The sequence below is a fragment of the Leisingera sp. ANG-S5 genome (genome assembly GCF_000813925.1).
Classification (GTDB): Bacteria; Pseudomonadota; Alphaproteobacteria; order Rhodobacterales; family Rhodobacteraceae; genus Leisingera.
Genome location: NZ_JWLH01000009.1, coordinates 112,946 through 134,279 on the forward strand (window position 1 = coordinate 112,946; position 21,334 = coordinate 134,279).

25 protein-coding genes and 1 tRNA gene are annotated in these 21,334 nt (G+C 62.5%); 18 read left to right on the top strand and 8 right to left on the bottom strand.

Going from position 1 to position 21,334, the window contains the following annotated elements; translation table 11 throughout:
- The first annotated feature begins 99 nt into the window (after positions 1 to 99).
- From RA25_RS14405 to ribD, 6 genes are all read left to right on the top strand, one after another.
- A complete protein-coding gene (locus RA25_RS14405) occupies positions 100 to 501 on the top strand; it encodes a hypothetical protein (protein WP_039149938.1) in 402 nt (133 codons plus the stop codon).
- Between the two features lie 322 nt (positions 502 to 823).
- Entirely contained in the window at positions 824 to 1,234 is a 411-nt protein-coding gene (locus tag RA25_RS22755; protein WP_152612209.1) for a hypothetical protein, read from the top strand.
- 51 nt (positions 1,235 to 1,285) lie between these two features.
- A complete protein-coding gene (locus RA25_RS14410; protein WP_039173398.1) occupies positions 1,286 to 1,711 on the top strand; it encodes a hypothetical protein in 426 nt (141 codons plus the stop codon).
- 56 nt (positions 1,712 to 1,767) lie between these two features.
- The gene (locus RA25_RS14415; RefSeq protein ID WP_039173400.1) at positions 1,768 to 2,184 is read left to right on the top strand and encodes a secondary thiamine-phosphate synthase enzyme YjbQ; all 417 of its coding nucleotides are present in this window, start codon (positions 1,768 to 1,770) and stop codon (positions 2,182 to 2,184) included.
- A 122-nt stretch (positions 2,185 to 2,306) separates the two neighbouring features.
- Positions 2,307 to 2,774, top strand: a complete 468-nt coding sequence (nrdR, locus tag RA25_RS14420; protein ID WP_019294728.1) for a transcriptional regulator NrdR — start codon at positions 2,307 to 2,309, stop codon at positions 2,772 to 2,774.
- The gene (ribD, locus tag RA25_RS14425) at positions 2,774 to 3,871 is read left to right on the top strand and encodes a bifunctional diaminohydroxyphosphoribosylaminopyrimidine deaminase/5-amino-6-(5-phosphoribosylamino)uracil reductase RibD (protein ID WP_082023077.1); all 1,098 of its coding nucleotides are present in this window, start codon (positions 2,774 to 2,776) and stop codon (positions 3,869 to 3,871) included. The genes nrdR and ribD overlap by 1 nt, the downstream gene beginning before the upstream one ends.
- Positions 3,872 to 3,903: 32 nt before the next feature.
- On the opposite strand, the gene RA25_RS14430 is transcribed toward ribD, so the two are convergent.
- The 3 genes from RA25_RS14430 to RA25_RS14440 form a co-directional block, all read right to left on the bottom strand.
- The gene (locus tag RA25_RS14430) at positions 3,904 to 5,916 is read right to left on the bottom strand and encodes a capsular polysaccharide biosynthesis protein (RefSeq protein ID WP_039173403.1); all 2,013 of its coding nucleotides are present in this window, start codon (positions 5,914 to 5,916) and stop codon (positions 3,904 to 3,906) included.
- 6 nt (positions 5,917 to 5,922) lie between these two features.
- Positions 5,923 to 7,056 carry a polysaccharide biosynthesis/export family protein gene (locus RA25_RS14435; protein ID WP_019294725.1) on the bottom strand — a complete coding sequence of 378 codons (1,134 nt, stop codon included), beginning with the start codon at positions 7,054 to 7,056 and terminating at the stop codon, positions 5,923 to 5,925.
- A gap of 95 nt (positions 7,057 to 7,151) precedes the next feature.
- Positions 7,152 to 8,444: a capsule biosynthesis protein gene (locus RA25_RS14440; RefSeq protein ID WP_039173406.1), complete on the bottom strand. Its 1,293-nt coding sequence runs from the start codon at positions 8,442 to 8,444 to the stop codon at positions 7,152 to 7,154.
- A 163-nt stretch (positions 8,445 to 8,607) separates the two neighbouring features.
- On the opposite strand from RA25_RS14440, the gene RA25_RS14445 reads away from it, so the two are divergent.
- The 4 genes from RA25_RS14445 (at position 8,608) to nusB (ending at position 11,571) form a co-directional block, all read left to right on the top strand.
- Positions 8,608 to 9,195 (top strand): riboflavin synthase, encoded by a 588-nt coding sequence (locus RA25_RS14445; RefSeq protein ID WP_019294723.1) that lies wholly within the window; start codon positions 8,608 to 8,610, stop codon positions 9,193 to 9,195.
- A 216-nt stretch (positions 9,196 to 9,411) separates the two neighbouring features.
- The gene (gene ribB, locus RA25_RS14450; RefSeq protein ID WP_039173409.1) at positions 9,412 to 10,539 is read left to right on the top strand and encodes a 3,4-dihydroxy-2-butanone-4-phosphate synthase; all 1,128 of its coding nucleotides are present in this window, start codon (positions 9,412 to 9,414) and stop codon (positions 10,537 to 10,539) included.
- Position 10,540: 1 nt separating this feature from the next.
- Entirely contained in the window at positions 10,541 to 11,092 is a 552-nt protein-coding gene (locus RA25_RS14455) for a 6,7-dimethyl-8-ribityllumazine synthase (protein WP_019294720.1), read from the top strand.
- Positions 11,089 to 11,571 (top strand): transcription antitermination factor NusB, encoded by a 483-nt coding sequence (gene nusB, locus RA25_RS14460; protein ID WP_039173412.1) that lies wholly within the window; start codon positions 11,089 to 11,091, stop codon positions 11,569 to 11,571. Before RA25_RS14455 ends, nusB begins: the two co-directional genes overlap by 4 nt.
- Positions 11,572 to 11,577: 6 nt before the next feature.
- Here nusB and RA25_RS14465 read toward each other — a convergent pair whose 3' ends face one another.
- Entirely contained in the window at positions 11,578 to 12,657 is a 1,080-nt protein-coding gene (locus tag RA25_RS14465; RefSeq protein ID WP_152612210.1) for an acyltransferase family protein, read from the bottom strand.
- A 218-nt stretch (positions 12,658 to 12,875) separates the two neighbouring features.
- Here RA25_RS14465 and RA25_RS14470 point away from each other — a divergent pair, with 218 nt between their 5' ends.
- Together RA25_RS14470 and RA25_RS14475 are read left to right on the top strand one after the other, a co-directional pair.
- Positions 12,876 to 13,202, top strand: a complete 327-nt coding sequence (locus RA25_RS14470) for a hypothetical protein (protein WP_019294717.1) — start codon at positions 12,876 to 12,878, stop codon at positions 13,200 to 13,202.
- A 350-nt stretch (positions 13,203 to 13,552) separates the two neighbouring features.
- Positions 13,553 to 14,035: an MmcB family DNA repair protein gene (locus tag RA25_RS14475; protein ID WP_039173458.1), complete on the top strand. Its 483-nt coding sequence runs from the start codon at positions 13,553 to 13,555 to the stop codon at positions 14,033 to 14,035.
- A gap of 106 nt (positions 14,036 to 14,141) precedes the next feature.
- Here the strand turns inward: RA25_RS14475 and RA25_RS14480 are convergent, their stop codons facing one another.
- Together RA25_RS14480 and RA25_RS14485 are read right to left on the bottom strand one after the other, a co-directional pair.
- A complete protein-coding gene (locus tag RA25_RS14480; protein ID WP_039173417.1) occupies positions 14,142 to 15,689 on the bottom strand; it encodes a hypothetical protein in 1,548 nt (515 codons plus the stop codon).
- A gap of 125 nt (positions 15,690 to 15,814) precedes the next feature.
- A complete protein-coding gene (locus tag RA25_RS14485) occupies positions 15,815 to 16,000 on the bottom strand; it encodes a DUF6324 family protein (RefSeq protein WP_019294714.1) in 186 nt (61 codons plus the stop codon).
- A gap of 90 nt (positions 16,001 to 16,090) precedes the next feature.
- On the opposite strand from RA25_RS14485, the gene RA25_RS14490 reads away from it, so the two are divergent.
- Together RA25_RS14490 and RA25_RS14495 are read left to right on the top strand one after the other, a co-directional pair.
- Positions 16,091 to 16,588, top strand: coding sequence for a GNAT family N-acetyltransferase (locus RA25_RS14490; RefSeq protein WP_039150078.1), 498 nt, complete (start codon positions 16,091 to 16,093; stop codon positions 16,586 to 16,588).
- Between the two features lie 176 nt (positions 16,589 to 16,764).
- Positions 16,765 to 16,841: transfer RNA gene (locus RA25_RS14495), tRNA-His, on the top strand.
- A 227-nt stretch (positions 16,842 to 17,068) separates the two neighbouring features.
- Here the strand turns inward: RA25_RS14495 and RA25_RS14500 are convergent.
- Complete coding sequence (locus tag RA25_RS14500) at positions 17,069 to 17,419, bottom strand: hypothetical protein (RefSeq protein WP_019294712.1); 351 nt, start codon at positions 17,417 to 17,419, stop codon at positions 17,069 to 17,071.
- Positions 17,420 to 17,570: 151 nt separating this feature from the next.
- Between RA25_RS14500 and RA25_RS14505 the strand changes: the two genes are divergently transcribed.
- Positions 17,571 to 18,146, top strand: coding sequence for a hypothetical protein (locus tag RA25_RS14505; protein ID WP_039173420.1), 576 nt, complete (start codon positions 17,571 to 17,573; stop codon positions 18,144 to 18,146).
- Positions 18,147 to 18,157: 11 nt separating this feature from the next.
- On the opposite strand, the gene RA25_RS14510 is transcribed toward RA25_RS14505, so the two are convergent.
- A complete protein-coding gene (locus RA25_RS14510) occupies positions 18,158 to 18,463 on the bottom strand; it encodes a DUF6476 family protein (protein WP_019294710.1) in 306 nt (101 codons plus the stop codon).
- On the opposite strand from RA25_RS14510, the gene RA25_RS14515 reads away from it, so the two are divergent.
- The 3 genes from RA25_RS14515 (at position 18,462) to RA25_RS14525 (ending at position 21,332) form a co-directional block, all read left to right on the top strand.
- The gene (locus RA25_RS14515) at positions 18,462 to 19,487 is read left to right on the top strand and encodes an RluA family pseudouridine synthase (RefSeq protein WP_039173424.1); all 1,026 of its coding nucleotides are present in this window, start codon (positions 18,462 to 18,464) and stop codon (positions 19,485 to 19,487) included. The two genes, RA25_RS14510 and RA25_RS14515, sit on opposite strands and share 2 nt — an antisense overlap.
- 161 nt (positions 19,488 to 19,648) lie before the next feature.
- Entirely contained in the window at positions 19,649 to 20,545 is an 897-nt protein-coding gene (gene rpoH, locus RA25_RS14520) for an RNA polymerase sigma factor RpoH (RefSeq protein WP_019294708.1), read from the top strand.
- 517 nt (positions 20,546 to 21,062) lie between these two features.
- Positions 21,063 to 21,332, top strand: a complete 270-nt coding sequence (locus RA25_RS14525) for a DksA/TraR family C4-type zinc finger protein (protein ID WP_019294707.1) — start codon at positions 21,063 to 21,065, stop codon at positions 21,330 to 21,332.
- Positions 21,333 to 21,334: the final 2 nt, after the last annotated feature.

The following is a 21,334-nucleotide window of genomic DNA, read 5'->3' on the forward strand; positions in this document are numbered from 1 at the left end:
GCACACACATCTGCGAGAGGTTGCGGCCAAGGCTGCAGTCTCCCCTTGGAGGCGCTGCGGCGGGTCCCTATGTTGAGGCGAGCAAAGGGATATCTCCGGATGAAAAACCTCATAACCGCCGCCGTGCTGGCCTGTTCCACGGCTGTTCCCGCAGCTGCAGATTCGTTCCTTGCCAATCGCGGCGTGCGGGTTCTGCCTGTGAATGACCTCGTTTATGAGGTGGTTCCCGGGCGCTCAGGCGGCACCTGGGATTATTGGTGTGCCGCCGCGCAGTATGCCCGCCGGGTTCTGGGAGCGAATTGGACGGACCGGTTCTATGTCGTGCGCGGACGGGACGTCAGCGTCACCACGGGCCGCCGGTCCTCTGTGCAGTTCACTCTGTATCCGGAACAGGCTGGTGTGCCGCCCAAAACCGGCTGGCTGTCTCTGGGATTCCGTCCGGGCGAAAGCCTGTCAGTGCAGCAGGGCTATGGTTACTGTGTGCAGGCTCCGGCGCTTTAATAGCCGGTGCGGAACCGGGATGTGCTCACATTCATCCACGGCCTTGTAAACTCTCTGGCAACTTCACAAGGAAATGATGCCTTCCTGCACCGCGCAGGCGCCTCCGCAGCAGCTGACTGAAGGATGTGCCGCAGGTAACACTTAAGTCGCTATGCTGTCTTGGTTTTTGCCACGTGCGCAGCACCCGTACTGTGCCGCTTCTGTGGAAAGGCGCGGGTGGGTGCCGAATTGCACGGCAGTTTGAATGGCATGTGTTCCAGTTCTTTCTACCCTTATAGCGGGACGCAGCATCTTGCGGCCCGCTGAAAGAAAGGGAACTGCCATGAAACCCATTGCCGCCGCCGCTGTCGCCGCCTCAATCCTGACAATGGCACTGCCCGGAATCTCGCTTGCCAATGCCAGCGGCCACAATGTTCGCGTTAATTCAATGTCTGACGGCATCTTCGAAGCCGTCCTCAGAACCGGTAATGGCCACCTGTTCTGGTGCGGGGCTGCTGACTATGCCCATCGCGTCATCGGGGCGCCTTGGAGTGCAAAGCTGCATATCACGCGCGGGCTGGGGCCAAGCGAAACCACGGGTCGCCGTTCCGCGGTGCAGTTCACGCTGGATGCCAATTTAGCCCAAACGCCACCGCCCGGCGGATACGGGTCTGTTAACAGCCTGCAAGCTGGTGATACAATGAGTGTTCAAAGAGCTTTGGATTATTGCTTTGTGCCACTCGGGTGGCCGTGAGTGTATTCAGGCCCGCGGACTTCCCGGAATTGCGGAGAAGGAGGTTGAGAGATGACCAGCAAGAGAGTTTGGCTGTCAGGGATGCTGGCTGTGGTTCTGTCCGTTCCGGTGCCCGCTTCCGCTTGGCGCGCGATCAACAGGAATGAAGTGCTGCCGGTATCGGAAGGCGTCTGGGAAGTGGTGGCCCGAAGCCGGTCCGGCGCGCAGGATTACTGGTGCAGCATCGCGGACTATGCCATCCGTCAGCTGCGGGCGCCTGTGAATCAGCGGATCTATGTCTGGCGCGGCGAGGGTCCGTCTGTGAACCGCCCCGGCCGCAAGGCGGTGCAATTTGCCTTTGGCCTGCCGCCGGGAGTTCCTGACCGCTCCGGCAGCCTGTCGCTGAATATCCGTGAAGCAGGGGACAGCCTGCGGGTGACCTCGGCGCAGAACTACTGCTACGACCGGTTGCCCGGACGTGACCGTTGGCTGCCGTAGCTGCCCAGCCGCGGCTTCTGGTTGCCTGAACGCGGTGCTTGCGCCAGAAAGGCCCTATGCAGCATGACTTCTCAATTCCGACGCGCGGGCAGGGTCTCTATGAGTTTACCCGCGACGTGCAGGCCTGGGTGGCCGCCAGCGGCGTTCGGGACGGGCTGCTGACCCTGTTTGTCCGCCATACCTCCTGCTCCCTGCTGATACAGGAAAATGCCGACCCGGAGGTGCAGGGGGATTTGCACGCGTTCTTTGCCCGCCTGGTGCCGCCTTCATCGGATCCGTCAATGACCTATCTGCGCCACACATATGAGGGGCCTGATGATATGCCTGCGCATATCAAGGCAGCAATGATGCCCGTCAGCTTGTCGGTCCCGGTGCGCAGCGGTGCACCTGTGTTGGGCACCTGGCAGGGCATCTACCTGTTCGAACACCGCGACGCGCCGCACCAGCGGAAGGTGGCAGCGCACCTAAGCTGAACCTCTTTATCTAGCGGCGTTAAATGCCCCCTACCCAAATTCTGGAGGGTCGCCTATAGTTGTGGATAACCGGGCAGGCCCGGGCACAATAAACAGGCTGACAGGATTGAGGGAGCAGGCGGATGCGCTGCCCATTTTGCGGAAATATCGACACTCAGGTCAAGGATTCACGCCCCGCCGAGGATCATGTTTCGATCAGGCGGCGCCGGTTCTGCCCGGCCTGCGGCGGCCGTTTCACAACGTATGAACGGGTGCAGCTGCGTGATCTGGTGGTGATCAAGACCAACGGCAAGCGCGAGGATTTCGACCGCGATAAGCTGGAGCGCTCGATCCGCATCTCGATGCAGAAGCGCCCGATTGAGCCGGAACGGATCGACCAGATGATTTCCGGCATCGTGCGGCGGCTGGAGAGCATGGGTGAGACCGATATTCCCTCCAAGAAGATCGGCGAGATCGTGATGGAGGCGCTGGCCCGGATCGACACTGTGGCCTATGTGCGCTTTGCCAGTGTTTACAAAAACTTCCAGGCTGCAGATGATTTCGAGGACTTTGTCCACGAACTGCGCCCGCCGGTGGCGCCGGAAGAATAATGGACACAGATCACCGTTACATGGCGCTGGCGCTGTCTCTGGGGCGGCGCGGGCAGGGAAATTGCTGGCCGAACCCGGCCGTAGGCTGCGTCATTGTGCAGGGCAGCCGGGTGGTTGGCCGCGGCTGGACCAAACCGGGCGGTCGTCCGCATGCGGAAACCGAGGCGCTGGCGCAGGCCGGAGAAGCGGCACGCGGTGCCACTGCCTATGTGACGCTGGAGCCTTGTGCCCATCAGGGGGAAACGCCGCCCTGTGCTCAGGCACTGATTGACGCAGGGGTTGCGCGGGTTGTTGCCGCGATCGGGGACAGTGATCCGCGGGTCTCCGGTCAGGGGTTCCGGATGCTGCGGGATGCAGGCATCAGAGTGGACACCGGCGTCTGGGGTGCCCAGGCAGCACGGGATCACGCAGGGTTTTTCCTGAGGACCGAGCAGGGCCGCCCGCTGGTGACGCTGAAACTGGCCAGCAGTTTTGACGGCCGCATTGCCACCGGGTCGGGCCAGAGCAAATGGATCACCGGGCCGGACGCACGCCGGGCGGTGCACGCGATGCGCGCCCGCCACGATGCGGTGATGGTGGGCGGCGGCACCGCGCGCGCGGATGACCCTTCGCTGACAGTGCGCGATCTGGGTGTGGAGCATCAACCTGTTCGGGTAGTGATCTCGCGCCACCTGGACCTGCCGCTGATGGGCCAGCTGGCCCGCACCGCCAAGGACGTGCCGGTCTGGCTGTGCCACGGCCATGGAGCTGATCAGGAACGCATCCGCGCCTGGGAGGGGCTGGGGGCCAGACTGATCCCTTGCGCTTCGCATGGCGTGCAACTGGATGCGGCAGATATTCTGCAGCAGCTTGGTAATGCCGGTCTCACTCGCGTGTTCTGTGAGGGCGGCAGTGCGTTGGCGGCTTCACTGCTGGCATTTGATCTGGTGGATGAGCTGATCGGCTTTACCGCCGGTCTGGGGATTGGTGCCGAGGGGCTGCCTTCTATTGGTGCGCTGGGGATCGGCAGGCTGGAGGAAGCACCGCGGTTCGAGCTGGTCGAGGCGCGCCCTGTTGGCAAGGATATTTTGCACCGTTGGACCCGCGCGCTGCGCTGAGCGCAGAACTTCTGGTGTCAGCCGGGCGCGATTTAGCGCCACAGATGGGCGTATGTGGCAAACAGCCCCTGCAGCTTGGACAGCAGCCGGTTGCTGAGGCCCGGATGCGGCAAGTGTCCCTCGCGCAGGCGCATCACGGCAACTTCGGCCGGGCAGGGCTGGCCGGTCACCGGGTCGAAGTAGCGCGGATAGTCGATCAGCGCTGCGTGGGCGAGCCCCATCAGCGGCACCTGCGCCTGCCGCCAGGACGGTGCCGGCGCCAGGTCGGTTGTCAGCCCCCAGCCGGCATAGAAAGGGGTGCCAAGCGTGGTAACCTTAACCCCGCGCAGCAGTGCCTCGAACCCCAGAAGAGAGGTTATCGTCCAGACTTCCTGCACGTTGCTGAGCAGCGCCATCGGATCGGCCTGGCTGGCGACAACATCGGCCAGCTCTTCTGCCGCGACCTGGCCCTTGCGCAGGCCTGCCTCCACATCCGGATGCGGCTTGTAGATGATAACGGCTTCTGGATTGGCCGTCCGCACAGAGCGCAGCAGGTCAAGGTTTGTCCGCACCTCACCAGCGCCGCATAGGATCGAGGCGTCGTCCTCAACCTGGCCCGGAACCAATATGCGGCGGCCTTCGGGCAGGGCAGGGGTACCGCCGCCTAGGTTGTACTTTGAAACACCGTCCCTGATCAGGGACTGCACAAGGCGCTCTGCCCGCCGCTCCTCGGCCTGGGTCATCTCCACACGGCGGGCAATCAGAGCATCCAGATCCGATGGCTGGCGCGGGTCGTAGTAGATCCCTTGCCGGTCAGTTACCAGCGACAGAGGGGGCACCAGCTCCGCCCCCAGTCCTCGGGAGCGCAGAAAACCGTCCTCCACCCGCACTGCGCCTGCATTGACCTCTTGGGCTTTGCCAGCCCAGACCATTTGCTTGCGGCCGCTGGCCTGTACCTCAGCAGGATCTTCCGTAAACAGCACCCGCTTTTCGGCACCAAAGAATTTCTGCAGCGGTTTGCGCTTCCACAGCCTCATGCCGGAGGCGGCCCAACCCTGATGGTCCTGCCGCCAGGCCCGCGCTTTGGCTTCCTGATTGTCCAGAACCGTTTCCAATTCGCACAGCTCATCCCGGAACGGGTCGTGCCATTTGGGGTAAAGGATCATCGCGGCGGCGAACAGCTGCGCGCGGGTCAGCTGCCGCCGGCGCCGGGGCGGAGCGTTGTCGTCGATGCTCAAGCCCCAGCCCGCATAAAACGGCTGACCGAACACCCGTGGTTTGTGACCCGCCAGGATTGCCTCGAAACCCAGTTGCGATGAGACCGTGTAAACCCCGATGGCCCCGTCCAGCAGCGCCCACGGGGAGACACTGCCTGTAAACAGTTGCACACGCCCATTCGCATCATCCGCGTCGTAGTATCCCGCCCGGTATCCGCGCAGCGTCTCGGGATGGGTCTTGATCAGAACCCGCGCGCCAGGGTGCTCTTCCTGTGCAAACGCCAGCATTTCCAGAAACCGCGCCCGGTCCGCTCGTGAGGCTGTAACGGAGGCATCGTCACGCGCTTGATCAGCAACCAGCACATAGCCAGGCTCGGGCACTGATGCGCTGGGATCAAACGCGTTGTACTTACTGAGATGCGCTGACTTGAGGCGGGCAATGGCGTCGCGCGCCCGTTGCATCAGATGCGCGTCATCCAGAGGGTGGGCTGCAAGCAGCTGTTCCAGATCCGACGGTTCCGCCGCATCGAAATGCACGCCGGAGCGGTCCAGCATCAGGCCCGCAGGCGGCTCACCGGCGCGGCCGGGGTGAAGCGAGCGCAGGAAGGCATCCTCTACCCGCAGCATCCCGCAGCCGCGTTTCGCGGCCACTGCCAGCCCCCGGTGCGCGGTGGGGGAGGCGCCCCAGATACCCACCAGGTCTTCCGGCTGCGGCAGGCCCAGCCGGATGGAGTATCCGGACAGTTCCAGAATCCGCCGCACCCGCCGCTGGGTCAGAAATCCGCTGTTGTAAACAAAAAGCCGGGACGCGCTGCTCCCGGCTTCCTGGCGGCCTGCAGTCAGATGCATCAGGCCTTAGCCGCTAACCGCGGAAGAGGTGCTGGCCAGTGAGCCCACCGGCGCCAGCAGCAGCGAGATGGTTTTGGTCCACTGGGCGTATGGTGCTTCGGTAACATACAGGGTGTCGTCGTCGCGGATCACAAAGTCACGTGCCATGAACAGCCCGTTCGGCTGGGTCAGATTCAGCACATAGACCATCCGCTGTGCGCCGATCAGATCGTCCCGGCCCAGCACCTGGTTGGCGATCTCGGCGGGTTCGTTGCGCAGCACAAAGACGCCGGTCGGGTCTGCAGCAGTAGAGATCAGGCCGCCGACCTGGGCAATCGCTTCCAGCGCCGACAGGTCCTGGCTTTCAAATGGCACACGCGCCTGGGCGGAGGTTGCACCCAGCGCGGTGAAAGAGCGGGTGTCTTCTTCCACCAGAATGCGGTCGCCACCGCGCAGGGCTACGTCCAGCTCCGGATGGTCAAAGAGGTCCTGGAACCAGATCTTTCCCTTTTCCTGACCGCGGATCACGGTAACTTGGGCAATTTCCGGCTGGATCGTAACGCCGCCGGCCTGTGCCAGCATCGCTGACAGGGTCCGGGTTGGGCGTTCGATCGGGTAAACACCCTGGCCGCCAACGGCGCCTGTCAGGCTGACAGTGGCACCGTCGCCTGCAAGGCGGCGCACCTGCACCTGCGGGTCAGGTGTCTGGTCTTCCAGCTTTTTGGTGATGGTTTCACGCAGCTGGTCCGGAGTGTTGCCAGACGCGCGCAGGCGGCCGGCATAGGGCACAAAGATAAAGCCGGCGCTGTCGACCTGCACCTCTTCCAGCACGGTGGCGTTGGTGGCCTCGGCCGCCAGCAGCCCGTCATCGACGTTTTCCCAGACAGTCAGCCCCAGCACGTCGCCGGGACGGATCGTGTCAGAGGTCAGCTTGCCTGCGGAGGTGAACCCGGAAGAAAAGCCCAGAGCGGGGACCACGGCGGTTGCCCGTGCGACGCGGTCATTGACCGATACGATGAAAGCATCGCCTTCGCGCTGCACCGAGCCGGCAAATATCTGGCGCTTGTTGGGGCCGACTTTCGGCAGCCCGCAGGACGCAGCAAGGGTCAATGCTGCCAGCATTGCCACGGGGCGCGCCCAGCGAAGGGGAACGGATTTCACTGCTCGGTCTCCTCGACCTGTTATTGTTTGCCTCAAGTTTTACCGGCAACCTAACCGGCTGGCAGCAAAAAATCCAGTCTTTGGGAAAAGCCGGGTCAGGTCACCAGGCGCAACTGTTGCCGCGGTGCCGCTGTCCCCAGGCGCAACGCGTCATAAGGATCTTCATCTGCAAGCATCATGTCTGCAACCTGGCGCAGCAGCTGACGCCGGCCTTCACGGGAGTAATAGCCTCCCGGCACCTGCGAGGTTTCCAGGAGGAACCGGCGGTAATCCTTGTAGGCGCGGCTGTCGGGGCGGCAGGGGGCGGCAAAGAACTGGGCCAGCGGCTGTTCCGATACGAACTCCGGTTTGCCGTAGACCGCGCGCCCGAAGACCCGCAAAGGTATGCCGCGCCACAGCACCTGCTGCCCCGCGGTGGAGTTGACAGTCACTGCAGTGCGGGCCTCGTTCAACAGCTGCGCCAGCTTGCCGCCACGGACATAGTGCACCCGGCCCGAGATGCCCTGCTCCCGCGCCAGGCGGCGCAGCGTGCGGCGCACCTGTGCCCGTCCGTCCTCCAGCGGATGCGCCTTGATCACCAGGTGATGGTGGCGCGGCGCCCCTTCGGCAAATCCGCGGATCACTTCATCCAGGAAATCGCGCATGCTGTTGAACGGCGAATGTTTCTGGAAGGAGCTGTCATGCTCCAGCTGCAACAGCGCAAGGTGATAGGGAAAGCCGCCATTGCGGATGCGCTGCTCCGCCAGCCGCCGTTCCAGGGCCTGCACGGGCATCAGCAGCAACCGCTTGAGGTACAGCTGAAATTCCTTGGTCACCGGCAGCGCCCGGTGCGGGCGGAAGTTGCGGTACTTGCGGTTCCGGAACATCACGAACCAGTGGTAAAGCGCGCCATAAAACACATGCTGGCGCATGTCGCCCCAGTGTGCAGGGGGCAGCGGTGCCTCCATGTCTGACAGTGCCAGCGCTTCCTGCATCCCGGGCACTGTCATGTTCATCAGCCGCGAATGCCCATTGGCGCCACCGCGCTCATAGGTGACCCAATAGGGCCGCAAGTAACCTTCCTCGAACACATGCACTGTGATCCCGCGTTGCCGTGCGGCCTCAACTGCGGCCGCATGAATGGGGCGGGTGTCCCCGTACAGGACGATGTCCGTGACACTGCGGCTGTCCAGCAGGCCGGTCAGAAATCCGGGCCACTCCTGAGGGCGTCCGGTAAAGGGAATATAACTGTCCCTGCCACGCCAGAATGCCTGGTCGCCTGCATTGAACCCAACCCGCGCAACCTCGCACTCAGCGGTGCGCAGCATCCGGCCAAGCGCCGCAAAGAATGGGCCATGCGGGCCTTGCAGGAAAAGGAAGCTGCGGTGTTTCACAGGGGCGTTTGGCATCACGAGAAAGGTTTTACAGGAGCATTTTCAGGATTTGATTAACATTTGACTGGGGCGAAACTATGGCTGTGCGCACCGCAAACACAAGCCGGGGCTTGTGAAGGCTGCGCCGCTTGGCTACCTCTGCGGCAGGAATGACATATGACCTGCGGGGAGCGCACCCATGTTTACTGGCATCATCACCGATGTGGGCACCATTGCCGAACTGGAACAGCAGGGCGACTTGCGCGCCCGCATCCGCACCGCCTATGACACTGCCACTATCGACCTCGGCGCCTCGATTGCCTCTGATGGCGTTTGCCTCACCGTGATTGCGCTGGGCGACGATTGGTACGACGTGCAGATCTCGGCAGAGACCGTGTCCAAGACCAACCTGGACAGCTGGACCGTCGGCAAGCGTGTGAACCTGGAGCGCGCCCTGAAAGTCGGCGATGAGCTTGGCGGCCACATTGTCTCTGGCCATGTGGATGGTGTCGCCGAAGTGGTGGAGATGAAAGACGAGGGCGACAGCACCCGCGTCACCCTGCGCGCGCCGCAGGCTCTGGCCCGCTTTATCGCGCCCAAGGGCTCCGTCGCGCTGAACGGCACCTCGTTGACGGTGAATGATGTGGATGGCTGCGATTTCGGCATCAATTTCATTCCGCACACCAAGGAAGTCACCACCTGGGGTGACGTGAAGCTGGGCGACCGCATCAACCTGGAAATCGACACCCTGGCCCGCTACGTCGCCCGGCTCCACGAGGCAGGCTGAACGAGCCCGCCCCTTCATCTTTCCTAAAATACTCCGGGATGAGGCCGGAGGCCGAGGGGCAGCGCCCCTCAGCAACCTGTGCATCCATGCACAGGACGCGTCCGGACGTCCGGTTGCCGTTTGCAGGACTGGCATTTGCCGCCGGCCTGGGCTATCTGGCTGGGAAAGAACCCGCAGTGCCAGGCGTGCTGCCCATGCGCATTGAAAGGCTGCCATATGAGCTTTGAAACACCGGGGCCGGTTGAGTCGCAATTGCGCGATGCCATCAGCCCGATTGAAGAGATCATCGAAGAGGCCCGCCAGGGCCGCATGTTCATCCTTGTCGACCACGAGGACCGGGAAAATGAAGGCGACCTGGTGATCCCCGCGCAGCACGCTGATGCCGCTGCGATCAACTTCATGGCGACCCACGGCCGCGGACTGATCTGCCTGACCATGCCAGCCGAGCGGATCGAGGAACTGGGCCTGCCGATGATGGCGCTGCACAACTCCTCGCGTCACGAGACCGCCTTCACCGTCTCGATCGAAGCGCGCGAAGGTGTGTCTACCGGCATTTCTGCTGCTGACCGGGCGCTGACCGTGGCCACTGCCATTGATCCTGAGAAGACCGCCGCCGACATTGCGACCCCCGGCCATGTGTTCCCGTTGCGCGCGCGCCGGGGCGGGGTGCTGGTCCGTGCGGGCCACACCGAGGCCGGCTGCGATGTCGCCCGTCTGGCGGGCCACTACCCGTCCTCCGTGATCTGCGAGATCATGAAGGAAGACGGCACCATGGCGCGTCTGCCTGACCTGGTGGAATATGCGCAGAAGCACGGGTTGAAGATCGGCACCATCTCCGACTTGATCACCTACCGCGCCCGCAACGACAACCTGGTGGTGGAAACCTCGCGCGAAACCGTCAACTCCGAAATCGGCGGCGAGTGGGAAATGCGGCTGTTTACTGACCAGACCCACGGCATCGAGCATGTGGTGATGATCAAGGGCGACATTACCACGCCGGAACCAGTGCTGGTGCGCACCCACGCGCTGCATGAGGCGACCGACATTCTGGGCCTCGGCCCCAAGTCCGCCCGCCAGCTGCCCCGCGCGATGGAGATCATTGCCGAGGAGGGCCGCGGTGTCGTGACCCTGTTCCGCCAGCCGCGCAATGCGCTTTATGCTAATGAGGACGAAGGACCGCGCACGGTAACCATCAAGCAGACCGGTATCGGTGCCCAAATCCTGTCGAGCCTGGGCCTGCACGAACTGGTCCTGCTGACCGACTCGCCCTCGACCAAATATGTCGGGCTGGACGCCTATGGGCTGTCCATCACCGGCAGCCGCCCCATTCTGAAGGACGCTTGAAATGGCTGGACATGAAACCCACTACACCCTGCCGCGCGCGGAATTCGACAAGCCGGTGAAACTGCTGATCGTTGTCGCACCCTATTACAAGGATATCGCCGACAACCTGGTTGCGGGCGCCGCGGCGGAGATCGAAGCCGCAGGCGGCACGTTTGAAATCGTTGAAGTGCCCGGTGCGCTGGAAGTGCCGACCGCCATTGCGATTGCCGACCGCACGTCCAACTTCGACGGCTACGTGGCGCTGGGCTGCGTGATCCGCGGCGAGACCACCCACTATGAGACCGTCTGCAATGACAGCTCCCGCGCGATCCAACTGATGGGGCTGCAGGGCCTTTGCATCGGGAATGGCATTCTGACCGTGGAAAACCGCAAGCAGGCAGAAGTGCGCGCCGATACTGCCGATCAGAACAAAGGCGGCGGCGCGGCTGCTGCGGCCTTGCATCTGATCGCACTCACGCGTAAGTGGGGCGCCCAGACCAAAGGCATCGGCTTCAAGGCGCCCGCAGGGGCCTACCAGGTTGCCGGTACAGACAACGGATCCACCAGCGCATGAGCACCCAGGACAGCCGCCCCAAGGGCAACGGCAAGAATCAGATGAGATCGGCAGCGCGGCTATACGCCGTGCAGGCGCTGTTCCAGATGGAACACAGCGGCCTCACCTTCGACAAGGTGATCGTCGAGTTTGAGGACCACCGTTTCGGCGCTGTCTATGAGGGCGACGAGATGGCGGAAGGCGACACTAAGGTGTTCCGTAATCTGGTGCGCGAGGCGGTAAACCATCAGGCGAAGATCGACCAGATGACCGACCGGGCGCTGGTGGCGAAATGGCCGATCGCCCGCATCGATCCGACGCTGCGGGCGCTGTTCCGCGCCGCCGGTGCGGAGCTGACCCAGTCCGACACCCCGCCCAAGGTGGTGATCAACGAGTTTGTCGATATCGCCCGCGCCTTCTTCCCCGAAGGCAAGGAGGCGAAGTTTGTCAACGCCGTGCTCGACCACATGGCGCGCGAGGCCCGGCCGGAAGCCTTCTGATTTCCTTCAGACCGCCGCGGACCGGCGGGCCTTGTCCTTTTTGCTCCGTGTGCCGCTCAGGCTGCGGGTCACCGGTGCTTCCACAATCTTGTGAAACAGGACACCTGCGGCTGCTGCGGCAATGATTGAGGCTGCAAAGGCAATCAGGGCCAAGCCCGTGCCTGCGTCAAGGCCTTTGATGATCTTGGCGAAGAGTTGGGTCACGAAGAAATGCGTCAGGTAGATGGAATATGACGCGTCGCCCAGGAGAGCCAGGATCCTGTTGTGCCTGATGCTGCCTTCAAGCAGGAGCACGCCAGCCGTAAGGGCCAAATAGGGCAGGCCGTAGAGCAGGCTGCGGTGCAATCCCGGGATTTGAGCCAGCAGAATGACGGCTCCGATGCCAGCGCACACTAACAAGACGCCGGTCCGGCGGTTGCGGCGGCCTCGCCATATCAGGGCAAGGATCATACCGGCGGCAAACTCCAGAAGGATCGGCGAGGTATAAAACGCGGCCAGCGTTCCATTGGCAAACGGATGCAAGCAGACCGCGGCCGCAAGAACGGCCAGAACAAAGGCGGTCCGGTGCGCAGGCAGCAGCAGGCTGGCTGCAAACAATGCGTAAAAAGCCATTTCATAGTTTAAGGTCCAGCCGACAAAGACAATCGGCTGAACCAGCCCGTTGGACTTCTCAAACGGTATGAACAAAAGCGATTTGATCAGTTGCACCGGATCCGAAGTGGTTGCCTGCAGCAGTGATGGCGCTGCGATGGAAATCGCGAAGACCAAGAGGGTAATCAGGTAATATACCGGAACGACGCGGATCATTCTTTTGGCGGCAAACTCTCGGGCGGTCATTTGGTCATGGGTCGTGTAGACCATGACGAAACCGGAAATAATAAAGAACAGGTCTACGCCGCTTGCCCCGAACGCCAGAGGCTCAAAGCTGATGTTCCCAGCCCTCAGGACAGAGCCTGCGTGGAAAACAACTACGCCCATTGCCGCGATTGCGCGAAGATACTGGATGTTGTGAACCTGAGGTTTTCCACGAACGGAAGGCGTGCCTGCGTTTTTGCCTTTGGCTAAGGCGGTGGAAAATTCTGTCATTTTGAATTTCCTGAACTGGTTCAAATCATGAAATTAGGAAATGGCTTCCCTTCGGCTTACAACCTATGGTGTGTTTGCCGCAAGCCGGATCGCCACGCAGATAGGCGTGAAAAGGCAAAGTTTCGCCTGCTCTTCAATTTTGTGCTGATGCGGCAAACAAGCGCTGGACGCCGCCGCAAAGGCTGATAACCTCCTCTTGCTTATCTGGGGGACTTGAGATGCCTGAACTGGTGAAAATGTATATCCGCAACGTGGTGATAGGCTTTGGGATCGCTGCGGCTTTTGTGGCAATGCTCCTGTGGTTCAACGTGATGAACCTCTGGGCGCTGGTCTCCGCCTCTGACGTCGGGCTGCTGGCGGTGTTCCTGCTGTGGTTCATGAACGGCATCGTGTTTGCAGGCGTTCAGTTCGCTTGGGCAGTGATGGCCATGGCAGAGAAAAACGATGGCCCCCGCGGTGGCACCCCGGTGGCGCATGATTTCCAGCCAGTGCGCGTCCCGGCAGAGGAAACCTCCCGCCAGCAGCGCCAACTGCGCCGCCGCTGAACCGCTCTCAAGCACACATTCCGCCGCGCTTTCCACCTGGAAGGCGCGGTTTTTGTTTGTGCTGAGGGGAAAAGCGGCGGGACCACCAGTCAACCGTGCGGCTTTGATTCCCGAGGACCTGTATATACAGGTGGGCGCCAGGTAAACGGACCAGGATCCGGACAGAGCCAGCTCCCTCGGAATTGCTTAAGGCCACCGGAATGCTGCCTGTCACGAGAAGGGCAGAACCCGCCAAGCCCGTAAGTAAGCTGCCAGAGGCGCCGATACAAGGGGGCAGGCCGCATCCGGCAGCGTTTCGCGGCAAAAGCGCGGCATTGCATTTTGTTCCCCAATTGTTCACATTTGCCCGCATGATGGAAGATCTGCAACCAGGACAGAAACTCGCCCGCGGCGTGTCGCGCTATCTGCGGTCGCTTGGCTATGCGCCGCTGGAGGAATTCGTGCCGGCCCGCGGGTTGCGAGTTGATGTGATGGCGCTTGGCCCCAAGGGCGAGCTTTGGGTGATCGAATGCAAGTCCAGCCGCGCCGATTTCCAGTCCGACAGCAAGTGGGAGGGGTATTTGGAATGGTGCGACCGCTACTTTTGGGCGGTGGACATGGATTTCCCAACAGAGCTGCTGCCCGACGGCACCGGGCTGATCATTGCCGATCCCTACGACGCAGAAATCATCCGCATGGCGCCGGAGGATAAGCTGGCGCCGGCCCGGCGCAAGAAACTGGTTCAGAAGTTCGCCATGGACGCCGCCCGCCGCCTGCAGATCCTGCGCGATCCGCGTCCGGGCAGGGATGGGCTGCTGATAGGCGGCGCAGCAGAGGAGCAGCCGGACTGGTAAGCCGCTGGCGCTCCCGCGTCCGCAGATGCGCCGGCTGCGCCTGCGCCTCTTGGCTGCCTTGGGCCAGGCAACGCACCTGCGGCGCGCTGCAGGCGGGCCTTCCGGTTCAGGCCGTTGCGTTCAGCGCGGCGGGCTGGTGCAGCAGCGCTATGGGGGCGTTCGGGTCAGTGGCGACACCAATCGCTCCGCCTTGAGCGACATTGGTGAAGGTAATGCTGCCGCCGGTATCAAAACTCAGTGTCAGTGTGTCGCCGTCGCGGCTGGCGCTATAGGCGGAGGCCCCCATCTCACGCAGCTGCACGACAGCATTTGCGCCCTTTGTCAGCTCGACAGTGTCGTGGCCGTCGCCATGGCTGTACTGCAGTGCCACGGTGCCGCCCTGCAGGGTGAAACGGTCGTCGCCGCTGCCGCCGCGCGCGGCCAGGGTCTCGCCCACCTGCAGAGTGATCTGGTCATCGCCGCTGCCGCCGCTGACCTGCGCATAGTTGCTGAGCGCCTGGCGCATCTTCTCTGCCGCCGGCGCGCCGGGATTGAACGCTGGTGCCGGCCCCTCTTGCCAATCACGCAGGGCGCGTTGCGCCGCGACTGAAATCATGTCGTTGCCCGCACCGCCGCGGATGCGCGACACAAGTGTAGCCGCCACCGCAATGCTGTCATTGCCATCTCCCGCTCGGACCCCGCGAAGTGTGCCCGCCTGAATGGCGATTGCGTCATCGCCGCCGCCAGTGCTGATGTTGCGGGCGTGGCGTGCACGGATCGAGACCGAATCCGCATTGGCAAACTGCGCCTGCCAGCGGCCACGGCCCGGGGCGTTCTGGTGCCCGAAGGCGTTGCCCTGCATGCGTCCGAACCTGCGCCCATAACCAAAGCCGCGGCCTTCAAAAGGCTGGGCGGACGCGCGGTCTGTGTGAATGCCCTGCACAATGCGCCCTTCCAGCGCCACGGCATCAGCCCCGTCGCCGGTGGCAACCTGCCGGATGACATCGGCGCGCAGTTCTACGCTGTCATCGCCTGCGGTTGCCGCCGTACCCGCCACGGTGGCGGGAATGTCCTGCGGCGGGGATTGCGGCTGCTCTGCTGCTGGCTGCACCGGGGCTTCAACCTGTTCTTCGGGCAATCCAGTCAGCAGGATCAGTGCGACAGAATTTTCCGGCCAGGGCTGAGAGGCCAGTGCATGCAGCGCCTTGGCCATTTCAACAATGCGCTTCTCATAATAGCTGGCTTCCGGGCTGGCCACGCTGGCCTGAGTCACCTCCTGAGGCGGCAGGACCTCCACTTCGGGCACGGGAGCGGGCTGCAGCGCGACGGTCGCCTCCGGTGCAGCGGGTGCCGCTATGGCGCCAGGCTGCGCTGCGGCTTCAGGAGCGGGCGCAGGGGGTGGAACAGGGGCAGGGCTTGCCGGTGCACCGCCCAGTTTCACAACTGCGGTTTGCACCTGCGGTTTCTCCCAGCCGTGCGCCGCCGGCGGCAGTCCTTCCGGTCCGCGGCGGCCCTGGCTGCCGAACAGCCCGTTGGCCTCCTGCTGCAATTCATCGGCGCTCACGCCGAGGGCAGGGTTTATCCCGCCCAGAGAGGCGCTCGCGCCGCTGGTCACGGCGGTCAGCTGCGCCGAATAGAAGAAGGGGGTTGCTGCGCTGCTCGTCAGGTTCACCATTGTACTCACTCCGATAACTGGCTGAGCACAAGGGTGAGCCTTGGGGCTTTAGATAGATATAATAGCTAAAATTGCAGTTCAGAAAATTCGCGTGAAAACAGCGTCGGATTTTCCGAAAGCTTGCCTTATTTGACTGTGCGGGCCGCCTGCGCCGCAGCGCGAAGCTCGTCGGCAATCTCTTCGGCTTCTTCCGGGTCAAAGTCCATCGGGATCTCGACGCCGCCCGCCTCGATGAAGATCCGCACCATGCCCTGGTCGGTCGGCCCGATCTGCATGTTTGCTTCCACGTCGCGTTCGGTATTGATGCCCATTTTGCACTCCACTGGCGGCCAGCTGCTTGAATGCTGGTGCTAGCCGGGTACAGGCTGAAACACAAGCCGGGTTTGCGCTACACTGTCAGCATGATGGATGTAACGCTGCGCCGATTCGCCCCTACTGACATGCAATGGCTGGTGGCCCGCCACCAGGATATCTATGCCCAAGAGGCCGGTTTCGACGGCAGTTTCGGAACGCAGGTCGCGGATATCGTGCACAGCTTCTGCGCAAGTCATGACCCGGTTTGCGAACGCGGCTGGATGGCGGTCAGCGGCAAGGAACGGCTGGGCACGGTGTTCTGCATGAAAAAGACCGAAGATACCGCGCAGCTGCGGCTGTTCCTCCTGACGCCCAAGGCGCGCGGCAAGGGGCTGGGCAAGCGGCTCCTGCGCGACTGCATGGAGTTTGCCCGGGGTGCGGGCTACCGCGGCATGATGCTGAAAACGCACGAAAGCCACCGCACGGCCTGTGCTCTGTACCAAGCCTTCGGCTGGCAGTTGCAGGACAGCCGCGCAGTGCGCAATTACGGTCAGGATCTGGTTGAACAAACCTGGAGCCTGTCGTTTCAGGACGCAGTGGCCTGAGCAGGGGCGGGCGGAAAATTAGGTTTGAATGCAAGCGGTTGTGGACAACTTTCCGCGGTCTCGCCTGTGCCGCCCGGGAACTGGAGAATGTGCAATCTGGTACAGCGGATTTCTGAAACAGAAAGGCGAAAAACCTCTTGCACGCCTCTGGAGCGTGCTATAAACGGCCCCTCAGTGCCGCCTTAGCTCAGTTGGTTAGAGCGCTGGATTGTGGATCCAGAGGTCCCCCGTTCAAGCCGGGGAGGCGGTACCATCTCCCCAAAAAAGAATACTGTTCCAGTTCGCCAGACACCGCTTGCTGCTGTCGGTGAGCGGCGCTGTCTGATCGCGTCGGGTGTTGTTTTCTCGGCAGGATGCCTGCTCCGGTCTGGAGGTATGCATACAAGAAGAGGGCCGCCGCACAGAGATGCGGCGGCCCCATCTGGTCCCGGCAGTTATCAGAGCGGAAGTGCCGATTCTTTGCTCAACCGGCAGGAGGGCTTAGTTGCTTCCGGTCGAGGTGGTCGTGGTAGTGGCCGTGCCGTCATCGCCATCGGCAATCAGCGCAATGAACAGGACGCCGCCGATGGCTGCGGCTGCTGTACCTTCCGTCAGTCCGGTGTTCGGCAGGCCGCTGGTATTGGTCTGTGCCACGGCTTCTGCGCCAGGTGCCTGGCAAGTCACTTGAAGCGAACCGTCCGGCAAGTAGCTGGCGGAGACGGGCACACCGGCGCCACAGGCCAAACGGCGCTTGGCTTCCTCCAGTGCGGGGTCGGCCTGGGCCAGGGCCGCTTGTCCCGCGAGAGTAAGCGGAAGGATGAGTGAAGCTGCCTGCAAGATACTGGTGCGCATGGAAAAACAACCTTATGCTTTACGATGTGTAAAAGTTAACCGGCGGCTTGGCTCCGGGCAATATAGCTGCTGGCAGCGGCATTGCTCCGGCAGGATGCTGCCAAGATGCGCCGTAGAATGAGCGGTTTCAGACCGTAGCGAGGGTATCAATATGTTTCAGACAGCCATCAGAAACTTGACTGCAGGCATGACCTGCCTGGCAGTGGGGAGCGTTCCGGCTCTGGCTCAGGCCCCGGTGACCTATTCAGTGGTAATTCCTGCGGGCGAGTACGGTTCAGCAGCGTTTCTGGGGGAGCTTTTGGCCACATTGGCTGCCGCCAAGGCGTTTTGCCGGGCCACTGGTGATTCGGCGCTTCAAGTGGACTGCCTGTCGGAACGGCTGGAAACCGCCGCCGGTGGAATCCCGGAAGGCACCGATTATGATGAGGTGCGCGAAGTGCTGAAGGACACTTCCCAGCGGCTCAAGCGGCTGGCGCGCCAAAACAGCGATCCGGCCCGGGGCCGGGTATCTGTGACCAGCTCAGCAAACCCGGCGGAACGCACCGGCCGTCCGCTGATCCCAGTCAACTCTGCAGCGCAGGCGGCAGTGAATCTGGAAGCAACCCGCATTCTGGATGAGGCTGCCACCATTCTTTTGCGCAGTGCAGAAGCTGCGCAGGAGCGGCAAACCCAATACGCCCAGATCGCTGCAGCGATTGGTTCCAACAAGGTGCTGCTGAGGTCCTGACCGGTCCCGGCTCAGTCGGTGATCTGAACTTCCTGACGCAACGCGCCGCTCTCGCGGTCAAAGATCAGGATACGGTTGTCCTGGCTGACGACGGCGATCCAGTCGCGCCCAAGTGTCACCGCTTCGGCCTCCACGCCCTCGGGCAGGGTGATTTCTGCGGGCAGCGGCGCGTCAGTGTCTTGCAGGCGGATGACAAGCAGCGAGATAATCACTACAAGCCCGCCAATCATCACCACGGTCAGCGTGGTCACCAGCCGCCGCAGGAACCGGATCTGCGGCGGCTCCGTTTGGATTTCGGTCTCGGAAGGATCAGTCATGGGCAGCCGCCGGATTGAGTTTGTCATCGCGGAAAACCCGCCTAAGCGGCTTGATAAAGCGGTTTCGCGCGATGTGCCAGAGGAGGCGTCGCTGTCGCGAACCCGCCTGGCCCGGCTGATCGAGGAGGGCGCGCTGACCGTTGACGGCGCCGTCGTGCAGGACCCCAAGGCCAAAATCGCCGAGGGCGCGCAGATTGCTATCAAGGTGGAAGAGGCCGAGGACAGCCACATCGGCCCAGAGGATATTCCGCTGGAAATCGTGCATGAGGACGACGATCTGATTGTCATCAACAAGCCCGCGGGCATGGTGGTGCATCCGGCGCCGGGGTCGCCTTCCGGCACTCTGGTTAACGCACTGCTGCATCACTTCGGCGGCAACCTTTCCGGCGTCGGCGGGGTCAAACGCCCCGGCATCGTGCACCGGATCGACAAGGAAACCTCGGGTCTCCTCGTGGTGGCCAAATCTGACGCTGCCCACCAGGGGCTGGCGGCGCAGTTCGAGAAGCACACGGTGGAGCGCTACTATCAGGCCGTCTGCTATGGCGTGCCGGACGGCAACGATCCCCGCCTGCGCGGCGTGAAGGGCGCCAGTTTCGAGCCGGGCAACATCCTCAAGCTCACCACCCAGTTGGCCCGCCATAAGACCGACCGCCAGCGCCAGGCGGTGCTGTTTCAGGGCGGCCGCCACGCGGTGACCCGCGCCCGCATCGTCGAAAGTTTCGGCACACCGCCCAGTCTGGCGCTGATCGAATGCTGGCTGGAAACCGGCCGCACCCACCAGATCCGGGTGCATATGGCCCATGCCGGCCACGGGCTGATCGGCGACCCCACCTATGGCGGCCGCCGCAAGCTGGCTGCCAAGACGCTCAGCGAGGCCGGGCAGGCGGCGGTGCAGGCCTTCCCGCGCCAGGCTTTGCATGCGGCGGTTCTGGGGTTTGATCACCCGGTGAGCGGGGAGGCTCTCAGGTTCGAGGCGCCGCTGCCCCCGGATATGGCCGCATTGCTGGACGCCTTGCGCCAGTAAACTGACAGCAAATAAGCGTGTTCCCTCCTGTGACGCAATTCACAGACGAAAAGACTCGGGCTACCATAGAAGAATTCCTTAAGCGGTCCTTGAAAAGGGCTTAGCGCTATCACATATGCGCTAATGTTAAGTCCTTATACATTTTGGGAGGGACACTTTATATGGCGAATTATGCAAACCTGCCTGCCCCGACGCCCGAAGGCGGCCTGAACCGGTATCTCCAGGAAATCCGTAAGTTTCCACTGCTGGAGCCGGAAGAGGAATACATGCTGGCCAAGCGCTGGGTTGAGGAACAGGATGCGGCTTCGGCCCACAAGATGGTCACGTCCCATCTGCGGCTGGCGGCCAAGATCGCCATGGGCTACCGCGGCTATGGCCTGCCGCAGGCCGAAGTGATCTCTGAGGCGAACGTCGGCCTGATGCAGGCGGTGAAACGCTTTGATCCGGAAAAGGGTTTCCGCCTGGCAACCTATGCCATGTGGTGGATCCGCGCCTCGATCCAGGAATATATCCTGCGCTCCTGGTCGCTGGTGAAGCTCGGCACCACCTCGGCGCAGAAAAAGCTGTTTTTCAACCTGCGCAAGGCAAAGGCCCGCATCGGCGCGCTGGAGGAGGGCGACCTGCGCCCCGAAAATGTCGCGCAGATTGCTCACGACCTTGGCGTGACCGAGGACGAGGTTATCTCGATGAACCGCCGCATGTCCGGCGGCGATGCGTCCTTGAATGCCACTGTCGGCTCTGAGGGCGAAGGCACCATGCAGTGGCAGGACTGGCTGGAGGATGAAGACGCCGACCAGGCCGGCGATTATGAGGCCCGTGATGAGCTGGAAGCCCGCCGCGAGTTGCTGGCCGAGGCGCTGGACGTGCTGAACGACCGGGAGAAAGACATCCTGACCCAGCGCCGGCTGATGGATCAGGCCGTCACGCTGGAGGACTTGAGCACGCAGTATAATGTCAGCCGCGAACGAATCCGCCAGATTGAAGTGCGCGCGTTTGAAAAGCTGCAGAAGAAGATGCGCGACCTGGCGATGGAAAAAGGCATGCTGAACGGCGCCTGATCCGGAACGCAATAGAACGAATGAAAGGCGGTGCAGTGCACCGCCTTTTTTGTCATCTGACAATGATGCTGGCTTTACGGCAGTGGTTCTGCCGTAATGTTTCGCGCGCGAAACATTTGGTCATATGTGCTGACCTGTCTGGCTGGCAAATGCTGGCGGGGAAACCTGTCTGGCACGGGCCTGGCGAACTGCTGGGTGCGCGGCTGAATGGGCGTGGGCTGGCAGAATTGCTGGCTGAGATGTCTAGACGCGGCTGGCTGAAATCACGCTGGTTGCTGGCGAGGCTTGCTGTCTGGCTGCCCTGACGGGTGGCTGGAGCGCTGGCTGCTTGCGGCCTGGTGATTCTGGCTTGCTTGCAATTTCTGTATTCTGTGTAGCCGGGAGGGGCAGGGAGGTCAACGGAAAATGCAATGAAATCAAATAGTTGATAGATTTACTCGGAAATTGGCGGCAGCCGCCTCTGGTCAGGCAGACCTAGTGCGCCTAAATTTACGCCTCTGGCACAGGAGGAAGGGTCATGGCAGGCGGCTGGGCGCAAGACGGCGCGGTGAATGAGCAGATCGAAGCCTCGATCAATGACGAACTGGCACGGATGAAGGCGCAGAAACGCCCCGTTGGTGAAAGCCTGACCCATTGCGCCGAATGTGAGGAGCCGATTCCGGAGAAACGCCGCATCGCCATCCCCGGCGTCAAGCTGTGCATCGAGTGCCAGCAGGAGCGCGACGGCGCCCAGCAGGCCCGCGGCGGCATCAACCGGCGCGGCTCCAAGGACAGCCAGCTGAAGTAATC